Origin of the sequence: Methanospirillum sp. (assembly GCF_028679455.1) — an archaeon.
Classification (GTDB): Archaea; Halobacteriota; Methanomicrobia; order Methanomicrobiales; family Methanospirillaceae; genus Methanospirillum.
The window spans coordinates 1-11,057 of record NZ_JAJRBM010000046.1 but is presented as its reverse complement, the minus strand read 5'-3'; the positions used below and the strand labels follow the sequence as shown (position 1 = coordinate 11,057).

Below are 11,057 nucleotides of genomic sequence, written 5' to 3'. Positions count from 1 at the left end.
TTTTCCTTGAGAGCTTTGAGGAATTTTCTCTGTGACTTCTCAACATGGGTCATTGTTTATTCTCCCTGGGCATAAACCCATATTTTGTTCTGAGGGTATGGATCCGCTGCAGGTACTCGATGTATTCTGGATCTTCACGAAGCGGATTGCCCAGGAGGGAATGAAAGATCGTGCTGTTCTCTTTCAGCCAGTCATCATCCAATGGTTTTCCAACCGGAACCCGGCGGTCCAGGGGAACTCCGATCTGGTTTTTTACGTAGTATACGTTTCCGTCACTCCCGAGCGAACACCGCTGGATCGCATCAAACTGCATCCCATCTTCAGAGAGCCGGAGTGAGTGACCATGCACCGTGGCTCCCCGGAGGCTGACCCGTGCAGGATCAAACATCTCGGTCTCCATCAGGGTTGTACAGTACTGTTCAAGATCCCGTTCTCGACATTCGACAATCTGCCTTCCTGATAAGGTACCGGGATCTATGCCCCGAAACCGGTACATCTCAGAGTACGTGCGTTGATACGGCTGACAAGGAGCGTTGTACATGGAATCAGCGAACTGCACATACCTGACCCGGTCACCGTGCTGAGCCCCGTCAGTTGGTTTCACCAGTTTTCTCATCGGGCAGTCAGGTTCATTTGTCTCCTGAATCGGCGGATGTACGCTCCGATAGGCTTCACCCGGAGCACGATGTCCGAGGATAAGGACAATATCCTCATCAGTGATATTTCGCATCTTTTTCAGGGTGTATCCACGGTCCATCTGTTTTCGCCGGTTTTTTGCGACGAGAGAGGTTCCGGGTCCGTAATTGGGAGTATAGGTCATTTTTTCACCTACCCTTCAAGCATATTATTTTCACACGCATTGGCGAGGCCTGATCTTTCGCTGTGCCGCCCAAGTAGAACCATCCGGTCTTTTCGTTTTGGATCTAACATCCCTACGAGTTCTGGTTCTACATTCGGGCCGTACTTTGCATAATCCACCATGGACGGAGAAGGTTTGATGAATGTCCCTTTCTGGATATAAAACCCGAAATTCGTAAAAAATTCATCACAGGTCTCTTTGATCCGATCAGCGACCGATGGTTCTTCAAGTTCGAGAATCACATCCCCAACCATCAACCTGATATCAACATCAGTTCCTGCAACAGATACTCCGGTCTTAAAATTTGTCTTGTTCTCAATCCCCCGGGCAGGCCCGTAAGGAACTGTTTTTGGAATGTTCTGCCCTCTCAGCAGAATTCTTCTGACTCCTGGAACTTTGACAACCAGATTGAGCAATTTCTCGGTTGTCTCGGGTTTCATCATCCTGATTGAGACGATCTTAATCTGCGGGTAGGTTGCCTGGGTTGCTGAAGATTCGTCACACATCTTACGCACCTTCTGCAATCTGATGGATAGGCCGGTGGAACACATCCATCGTGCCGTATGTCTCTCCCATCAGTTTTGATGTCCCTTCAGGCGAGAACATCTGTGTTCCGCCATCCATTGCAGCTGCCGCCACGGCACAGGGGATTGCAACACCTGATGCATGCCTGGTAACCACGTGGTTTCCGTTGAAGATTCCCGGACCTCCACCACCGTAGATTGAGTGACTGAAGAACGAGAATCCGACTCCGGTACCCATATTTCTCCCGAAATCGCTGCTTGGCAGACCGGTCTCATGTTCAATCATATCATTGAAGTAGAGCAGGGTTGCTGATACTGCCTGAACGAACCGTCCTGCTCCACAGTTTACAATCGTCGCTGCAAGGGTTCCTGCCGACACATAGGCATTCCAGAGCATCGGATCATCAGTATCATAGAACTGGAAATATCCTCCTTTCTTTCCGGGTTTAATAACGCGATCTTCCAGAGCACGTTCTACCAGGGATTGAACAACAGTTCCGACAGTGCCGGTCTGGCCGTTATCTTTCACGAGATCGTAGACCATATTGTTTGCATTCAGGCCCTGGTAGCCGTAACTGAGAAGTTGATTCCGTTCAAACGGCCCGACACATCCCATCTCGAAGATAGCAGTCGTTTCAAAGGTTGATGCGAGTGCAGCTCCCTGGAGTGCGTTTCTCCCGGTCATCATTACAAAGTGATTAACCGAAATATTCCTGAGTGCATATCCGATCCCTTCGTTATTCTGAGGGATGGTCAGGATCGAGGTGACGAGAGCACCTTCCATATCCTGGGTATGAGGATATGAACCCCAGGCTGCTGCCTTCACGGTGGATGCGTCAAAGGGACTGACATCAAACTCATCCACAATTGCGTACGTGACGGCCGATGCAACAGAGGTGATTGCTGCATCATAAGTTGATGCACCAACAAGCCTGCGGGTTGGAACCCTTACAAGCAGGAGATTTCCGTTGTTAAACTCAGTGATGCTCGAATCGTCTCCTTCTTCCAGTTGTACCATATCATGGATCCGCTCAATGAGGGCGTCTTTGTGTTCCATGATGGGGAGATTCAGTTCTCTCCCCAGTATTCTCCCTTTCCCGAGTTTTGCACCTTTTAAGGCCTGTTCTATGCCGAGAAGGTTAACATTGATGGTACGTTTGGTAAGATCTACGATCTTCAGTGTTGCCGGATTAAGGAGCGGATGGATCTTATCCAGCATAACACCGCCTTTGAGAAGTTTTCCATCATCTGAATAGAGATCGATGGAATCCTGATATTTGGTCATGGTTTCATCCAGTTCGAAGTAATGTCGGTGTGAAGTGACTGCCCATGAACCACAGGGGTACTGAGCTGGAAGAAAGTTGGCACATCACAGTATTAAAAAATTATTAAATTTTTAGTATTCGTAATACTTAGTATGATGAATTGTTTTTGCAGGGAGATATTTAAGCACTTCTGTCTTTCAAATAAACACTGAATGGAGGCAATCCTCCGACCCCCTCGCAAAAATACAAGCAAATCAGAAATTGCTTACGATTACTCCCCCTTACCGTGAGAATCATGTTCATTTCCACCATGAAGTATCCTGGGCAAAAATTATGCAAAGCACGCACAAGTCGACGAATACAATGATAATATAAGACTAATTTCAGATTTGTATTTGATTATGAGGAGCATAGAAAACCAAGAGAAGGGTACGTTTGTTTCGCATCAGCCTCAATGGAAATGAGAGATAATTCCAGTCAACCCTTCAGCTGCCGATTCGACAATACGAAAAGCCAAGAACAGGAGCCGCAGGAGGTTTTTATCATCTGAACGCACAGATTGTGACAACAGTTTCCCTACGAGTACACATAATCAGGGAGAAAGTAGTTGAGGTGATGACATAATCAGAAAGGCGATTCTCTTGACTAAAGTATCATATCTGATATGACATTGAATTCCCGCTCACTCCCTTTTGCCGATCCGGAGTGCAAAGATGGAGTTTTCACTCCCACCGGAATCGTAAGTACTAGTGGGACTCACGTCATTAAAAATGTTACGAATATGCATATTTGTAGCAACAGTGACCTCCCCCATGGATCGATACTAAGAGGAATACGATTACTCGTGAACGCGTCGTACATCGTGAAAGTTAGGATCCAGCATCTACAGGTGATGAAGAAATAAATATCAATACTTCACACCAATATGTGATTGAGTATTATCAAGTGAATACAAATTATGCGTACTGAAAGTTCTCAACTAGTAAATCCGGTTTCTCCTCACTGGATACTGGAAAAGCCCGAACACCCATTACCAGGCTCGTTGCTTGCAATTCTCTGTGGAGACTGGTCATATGGAATAATTCCTCACTGCGGGCCGGGAATTCCAGAAGCCCTATGGCTCAATGAAGGCATATTTCTTCATGAACTATCAACTGCTCTCACCAGTGAGGGGATCTATACTCTTCGCCTTTCATCGCATGAGGACGGGATCCCAAGACCGGATGATGCCCTCCTCTCGCAATCCGCAGGACCAGAAGGAGTGCTCACTGCTCTCAAAAATCTTGATCCGGAAAATTCCTGGGATCCGTCAGCGATGATCTTTATCGGCCATGGCCTCGGTGGATATGTCCATTGTCAGTTGGCATCATATGGAATCAGGCCGGGGGCATTCATCTTCGCAGGAGGAATATATTCTGACCTTGAAGTTATTCTCTCTCTGAAGTATCTCCTTCCTATTGAGGCCAGAAATATTAAAGAAGAGAGAGAAGAGGCAATCATTCCTGATCCCTGCTCACAGTTGATAGCAGAAAATATCGGCTCTATCCTTCATGCCATCCGGAGAAACCGAACCCGAATCCATCTTCAGAATAACTCCCAATCGCTGGATATTCCATTAGATCGCATGCTTTTTACCGGGAATGAAACACCCAAGGCGATGTTCAGGTTTGTTACTTCACCGACCCTTATTATCCATGGAGCATCAGATCTTGATGTATCGGTCTGGAATGCAACCTCCATTGAACAATCAATCAGACAGGTTGTTCATTCACCTGAACGGATCATCCTTGAAGACCGGGATCACTGGTTCAGGATTGTACCGGGAACCGTCGGAATGCATATGCAGGACCGCATCACCGGAAAATCGTTTTCATATGAGCCTGATAATCGGATTTTCAATGAATACATTGGATTTATCAAACGAGTGTATGGACTTGAAGAGACTGAGAAGGATTCGGTAAAAAAAAGTTCTGCACTCAACCATAATCATCGGACAACAACTACGTCCAAGGAAACGAGTTAATCCGTAGAATCTGTTTTTCCTACCTTATCCGGACGATTCAGCCAGTCAGGTTATCAGGGACTGGATTTTTAATGAAAAGGTAAAGGGTTGGCCCCTTATTTTTACGAAATGGTTGGACTGTGTGACTTCACGTTCAAGACTCTGGTGTGAGATCATATCGGAAGATCTGTGGTGTGCAGGAGTGCCCTCGTCCGATGATGAACATCCGCTTGCCCTTACCTTCTCCCATACATATCGGCAATATGCTGAATAAATGTTACGTTAAAAGAATTAATAACGCGTGCCCACTTAATTTCAAATCGACATTCCTCCTTTGAAGGAAAGATAAATCAGCATCTGATTTACGAAAGCATACAATGCTGAACCGATGAATTCAGAGATCTTTTATTGAGACTGATACAAGTACGTAGTATCATATGTCACGAATATTATAATGGGTATTACAAATTTTTCCCGTTCGATCATAAAGTGAAATACACAAGTCCAAGCCCAATATAAAAATATCTCATACGGAGTGAGTAGTATTACCACATCTGAACCCCATAATCCCAGACCTCCTCGCCAACCTGAAATTATTGACCACCCCCCTACCACAGGTATCCACAGACAACCAGTAATTCGTATTCTGCATGTTGACGATAATCCTTTGATATTAGATATTTCAACCTTGTTTTTGAAGAAGATGGGGAATTTTGAGGTAGTCCCCGAATCTGATCCCCTGAAAGCATCCCGAATGGACCTGGCCGGATTTGATGCCATAGTCTCTGACTTTGAAATGCCAGAGATGAACGGCATTGAACTACTGGAACTAATTAGAGAGCGGGGCATCTCACTCCCGTTCATCCTCCTGACCGGCAGAGGCAATGATGCAGTCATGTTACAGGCCCTTAATGCCGGGGCAGCCTCCTATCTGCACAAAACTGCAGATCCTCGTGCAATGTTTACAGAACTTGCGGCAATTATACAAAAGGAGATCCTGCTCAACAAACTGAAATCCAATTCTCCTGGCTCTCCCATGTCATCTTTGGGAGCCACACTCTTTGATAATCTTCCCGAACCTGCATTTGCCGTCGATCTGAATGGATGTGTCATCGCATGGAACAAAGCGGTTCAGGAGATGACCGGTGCTGATGAATCTTCAATGATCGGTACCGGGTGGCAACAATATTCTTTGATGTTTGGGGGAATTTCCCGGCATATGGCAGTTGATTCATTACTCGACCATGATTCTGATCATCTTGAGGGATACGAGATCACCCTCTCTACCAGCACACTTATCATTGGAAAACGAACAGTTCCAACTCCTGACGGGAGTACAAAGACATATTGGGAGAAAATCTCTCTAATCACAGGATCTAGCGGTTCTCCTGAAGGTGCGGTAGTCATTATCCGTGACCTTACCCGCAGACGTTCCATAATTGTACAGAATAAGGTTCTGCGAGACCAACTCTCTGCTATCGCCGATAGTATGATGAGATTCGGGACGAATTTTGAAGAAAATATTGACTCGATACTTTCACTCGCCTGTCGGTTCTGTGGTGCTATTGGTGCAGGATATATCAAAAAGCAAGTACGAGCACCTGATTTTATCTGCATTCATAGTGCTGAAGGCCATGCCGATGATGAAGAGACACTACGAAGCATCATCTCGGTACAGGGAACAAACTCAGCTCTTGTGCTTCCTGTTTCCTGGTATACTCATCAGTATGATGTTACTCCCTCTGAAGGAAGTTATATTGTCCTTACTTTTTGTGGAGAAGAAGAGTCCTCATTCTGTGATGCATTTATCAGACTCCTTATCGGAGCAATAGGTTCTGAAGAACGAAGATATGCTGCAACTGAAGCGATGAACCGAAGTAAGGAACGTTTCAGGATGCTTTTTGAGAATGCTCCGGTAGCGATATTTGAAAATGATTATTCAGGTGTGTATCAGCATCTTCAGGACTGGAACCAGGGAGGAGAAGTATCTGATGATGATTTTTGCCTTGATCCAGGGATGATTACAAACCTGATGAGAGAGGTCAGACTCACCGGAATGAACCAGGAATCATACCGTCTTTTGGGATCTGATATATCATCACCACAGGAGTCCATGAAAATTCTGGGCGCTACCGCAGCTGCACAGTCATTATTTCTTGAGGCCTGTACCTGCATCAAAGAAAAAAAGGAGTCATTTTCAGCCTATGATCATCTGATTCTTCCGAATCAGGAGGAACGGGACATATACCTGAACTGGGTCGTACCACGAAAGAATGATGAGTATCGATCCGTTCTCACCTCCATGGTTGATATCACCGGTCAGAAACGTATCGAGGAGTCGCTCAGGCAGGCAAACAAGAAACTCAACACGCTGACGATGATATCCAGGCACGATATCAGGAATCAGTTGACTGCATTGATCGGCTATATTAATCTCATCAGGTTTGAGACACAGGATCTGAATGTTAAGGACTGGTGCGGGAGATGCATAAGGATATGCACCAGGATCCAGAATATTATCGCATTCACAAAAGAGTACGAGCAGATTGGCAATTCAGACCCTGTTTGGGATGATTTATCTTCTCTTATCCATTCAGATGAAATAAGGGCAGGATTTCCAACGATTACCATCACCGTCGAACTTCCTGATGCCAGTGTGTATGCAGATGCCATGTTTTACCTGGTTATCTGGAACCTGATAGATAATGTAGTCAGACATGGAGGACATGCGACGAGCGTTACCATCACAGGAATCAGGGATGATACTGGCGGACTAGATCTCATTATTGAGGACAATGGTATGGGAATTGCAGAATCAGAGAAAGAACAGATATTTGAACGGGGCTATGGCACAAATACCGGCCTCGGGCTTTTCCTGGTCAGAGAGATTCTGGCGTTAACGGGCATTCAGATCAGTGAGTGCGGAACAGAAGGAGCCGGAGCCAAATTCCTGCTTCGTGTCCCCCCTGAATCATGTTCCTATCACCCATAGGACCCTGAACACCAGATCCTCTGCAAACCTGAAAAAATTAAACACATATCCCAGGTTCAGATCAAACTGATACACCCGGGAAGACTCTTTGTGATGCCATTAACAACCGAAGGGATAGTAGAACTGACAATGGCAGAGTTTGCAGCATGATACGCATTCAGATCCTGTGAGTTGCCGTTGGTAACCTCGGTTTCCAGCGTTGATCTCAAATTTTCGACAGTGACTTTCTCAACCCAGGGATCGATATCACTGATGATGATCTCGTCTACAAGCCCGTCAAGCTCTTTGGCCACTACCCAGGAGACAAACCTGCCTCCGAGAAGCGCAACCTTGTCTCCGATGAACCCTCCTGCTGCCATGGATACCAGATCAGATACCGTCTTTTTCACCTCAACACGGTTATAGAGCGGTGTTGACGGAAGCGTAACCCAGTGAGCATCACCAACAAATGTGTACCCAATCTTCTGGGGATATACTCGCGATGGATCGACGATTTTCACTGCTCTTGCCAGTGCTTCTAATTCCCCTTTTTGTATCGGAGCGTTAGTAAAGCCTCCGGCTATTTCTTCTTTTATAATCTGCATGATTCGCGGGAGACCAAAGTTGCCTCTCCTGGCAGTTCCCGGAGCATATCCGCACATATATCCATGGTGATTCTTGGGAAACCCTGATATGATTGCATTCAGGCCGGAACGTAGTCCGATTCTGCATTCATCCTCATACGCACCATTCGTGGCAACAATCTTACCGGGTGCCAAAATTCGGGCCATGGCAACCGCACGAGCAAATGCATCGAGCCGGTCCGGAGCACAATTAAAGGGACCTCCTTCAAGGACAAACACGTCAACGCCCATCTCAAGTCCTGCAGAAAAACCTTCTATCAGGTCATTATATCCATCCCCGATGAACATAATGGCCTCAACTCCTTTTCCATACTTTTTTGCCAGACGGGCAACGTCCTTTGCTTCCTTTAATGGGGCTGCATGACCCTCCGCATTCTGAACGCAGGTGAGATTTATTGCAACTGAAGAGGAGATTTTGATCCATTCTTCTTTATCTGAAATTCCGTCTTCTTCTTTCTCCAGGAGTCTTGAATGTATCCTGTTTCTGGGACAGCCCTTAAAGGGAGGTCCCTGGTGGTAACACTCACCCGGACAACTACTGATGGTTTTTGAAAGACGCATCGGGCCGTTAGAACCAAAATGATCCAGATCAAGAGGGACTTCGGTAACCTCACGCACCTCTCTGAGCAGATCAATACCCCGCATCCCATACGATTCAGCGATATCTGCGAAGGCATACGCACAGACATGAATCGATGCACCAATAGAATCTGATAGCATACAATTCCCGAGAATATCGTTCTTTTCGAGATCTGATGCACATGTTCCTGCCATGATCTCGGTGAGGTCGCAGCCCATCGGAAACCGCTTCAGGTTCATGCCGAGTTGCATTGCCTGATCGCGATCCAGTTCAGAGACAAATTGCACGATGTCCAAAGGATTTTTTTGAGATTTTGACAATTCCCATGCTGCATCACGATCATAAACCGCTTTTTGAATTAGGTCCTGCATATGTGCTCCTGATAAGCTGTACGATGAATGAGAGATACGTGGGACGTGCATATATCTTTTACATATTTTTTCTTACTAAAATGAAAAACGTGTGATCAAGAGCCCATTCAGAGGTGAACAGGATCAGATAGAGCAATCCTTCTCTGATATAATTGTCTCAATATCTCTGAACTGATGGCAAGAGAAACACGGTCAAGAACCGGGGGAATAACCGGTTCCCAGTCACGGATTAATTTCCCGGTTCCAATCAGGGTGTGGTTTGTGATCCCATTCTTTTGGAGGTACTCTACGATAGGATTCTGTGGATCTGCCTCTTCAATCGGTACAACGTGCACGTCAACATCACCGACTCCGAAAACACCCATGGTGCTGATGGTGATTGCGCCGATCCGGTGAGCATGCTGTATAATTTTTACCGTGAGTGGCAGCGTGTCACCACCGGCAATTTCTATACAAACCACATCACCGGCGATCAGATCGTCCATATTCGCATCAGAGATATAGGACGTAATACCAGTGATCTCTTTTGAAAAACCTGAAGTGGCTAATTTCTGGAGAAATGTTGCCTTGTATTCTCCGGCATGAGCCCCCATCATCCTGAAGATGAGATCATCAGGAGAGATAATCTGACCGTCAATGCCCACAATACGTTTTGGACCACCACGATGTGCCTGCATAAGCGTAAGAGCAGTCCGGAGTCCCAGACGGCCCAAACCTACCAGAGTCACCTCTCCCCAGGGCTCTTTTAGCCGCTCAAGTTCATCTATCGAAAGTGCTTCAATCATCATTCATCACCCTTACCGAGGAACTCCTTTCCTGTTCGCGACAAGAATCAGGATTGCAAATATTCTCCAAAAACCAGACCTTCATCAAATGTGATGAGCGCATATAAGTACACTTATTATTACGAAGATAAAATACGTGTTACTTCGGCAAAGCCTCATCCCCCACGATATCAGGATTGGAGATCAAAAGGCTTGTACAAAAAATCTTCTAATAATATTTCTGCAATGCTAATTCCAATAATAGCAGTGCATGAGAAACTCCGGATTTCTGTCGTTCCATAATTTTGCTGGGATTTGAAGTTCGGAGATCAGCATGAATTTCAGTGGTATCGGTGATAGTGATTCCATCACTGACCAGGGCTATGCATCCGGTACCGATACCTGCAGATGTTCCTATCCCAATTTGGGCCCCCGTGATTCGCCTCACTTCCGTAGCCATCTTTATCGCCATAGCCAGATCCTGTTCCTGATCATAAATCTTGATATCATCCGGAGATTCGACCGGAGGAAGCGGATCAATCATGAGGAGATCTCGAACTCCCGAAAGTGTCGGGATAAACATTCCGGCTGTCAGAGAAAGATGATAATGTTCCGAGTTCACCTGCCAGGGATGATTCAACGGATAGCCCCGTGCAAATGCATGGATCTCCCGGGCGACGATACCGTGAGTAAAACATTCCGCAGTTGCGATTTTTATCAATTGAGTCTTCATCATGATCGATTGTGTATGGTATCTATGGGTATACACGCGAGATACTCTGGATATTTAGAAATAGTCAATCCCGATAACACCCTATATATTCTGATGAAATATTACGAATTTATTTGATCGTTATACTAAAATACCTACCCCGATAACACCTATCTCATGAAACCAGTCATAGCAGCACTCCTTGGCAGCCCCTTACCTGAGGGAAATACCGCACTCCTGCTAGAAAAAGCAATATCCGGGGCTCGTGATGCGGGATGTGAAGTTCGCAGAATTGATGCTCCTTCTCTCGGTATCACCGCATGTAGAGAATTTTACTTCTGCAGAAATCATGACCAGTGCATGAT

The 11,057-nt window shown here is 45.9% G+C and carries 8 protein-coding genes and 1 pseudogene; 3 read left to right on the top strand and 6 right to left on the bottom strand.

Translation table 11 applies throughout. The annotated features are described in order from the left end of the window. Positions 1–49 precede the first annotated feature (49 nt). Genes mcrG through mcrB form a run of 3 tightly spaced genes read right to left on the bottom strand, consistent with a single transcriptional unit; the run spans position 50 to position 2,668 of the window. The gene (gene mcrG, locus LUQ50_RS01350) at positions 50–820 is read right to left on the bottom strand and encodes a coenzyme-B sulfoethylthiotransferase subunit gamma (protein ID WP_300035032.1); all 771 of its coding nucleotides are present in this window, start codon (positions 818–820) and stop codon (positions 50–52) included. Positions 821–828: 8 nt separating this feature from the next. Further along, a complete protein-coding gene (gene mcrD, locus LUQ50_RS01345) occupies positions 829–1,365 on the bottom strand; it encodes a methyl-coenzyme M reductase operon protein D (RefSeq protein WP_300035030.1) in 537 nt (178 codons plus the stop codon). A gap of 1 nt (position 1,366) precedes the next feature. Further along, positions 1,367–2,668 carry a coenzyme-B sulfoethylthiotransferase subunit beta gene (gene mcrB / locus LUQ50_RS01340; protein ID WP_300035027.1) on the bottom strand — a complete coding sequence of 434 codons (1,302 nt, stop codon included), beginning with the start codon at positions 2,666–2,668 and terminating at the stop codon, positions 1,367–1,369. Positions 2,669–3,606: 938 nt separating this feature from the next. On the opposite strand from mcrB, the gene LUQ50_RS01335 reads away from it, so the two are divergent. Then, the gene (locus LUQ50_RS01335) at positions 3,607–4,671 is read left to right on the top strand and encodes an alpha/beta hydrolase (protein WP_300035024.1); all 1,065 of its coding nucleotides are present in this window, start codon (positions 3,607–3,609) and stop codon (positions 4,669–4,671) included. 514 nt (positions 4,672–5,185) lie between these two features. Beyond that, positions 5,186–7,642, top strand: coding sequence for a response regulator (locus LUQ50_RS01330; RefSeq protein WP_300035021.1), 2,457 nt, complete (start codon positions 5,186–5,188; stop codon positions 7,640–7,642). 56 nt (positions 7,643–7,698) lie between these two features. On the opposite strand, the gene hmdC is transcribed toward LUQ50_RS01330, so the two are convergent. The 3 genes from hmdC to LUQ50_RS01315 form a co-directional block, all read right to left on the bottom strand. Then, entirely contained in the window at positions 7,699–9,216 is a 1,518-nt protein-coding gene (gene hmdC / locus LUQ50_RS01325; protein ID WP_300035018.1) for a 5,10-methenyltetrahydromethanopterin hydrogenase cofactor biosynthesis protein HmdC, read from the bottom strand. A 107-nt stretch (positions 9,217–9,323) separates the two neighbouring features. Further along, positions 9,324–10,004, bottom strand: coding sequence for a hypothetical protein (locus LUQ50_RS01320; protein WP_300035015.1), 681 nt, complete (start codon positions 10,002–10,004; stop codon positions 9,324–9,326). Positions 10,005–10,209: 205 nt separating this feature from the next. Further along, positions 10,210–10,716, bottom strand: a complete 507-nt coding sequence (locus LUQ50_RS01315; protein WP_300035012.1) for a UPF0254 family protein — start codon at positions 10,714–10,716, stop codon at positions 10,210–10,212. Between the two features lie 153 nt (positions 10,717–10,869). On the opposite strand from LUQ50_RS01315, the pseudogene LUQ50_RS01310 reads away from it, so the two are divergent. Then, positions 10,870–11,057, top strand: a pseudogene (locus LUQ50_RS01310) (NADPH-dependent FMN reductase); the annotation flags it as partial.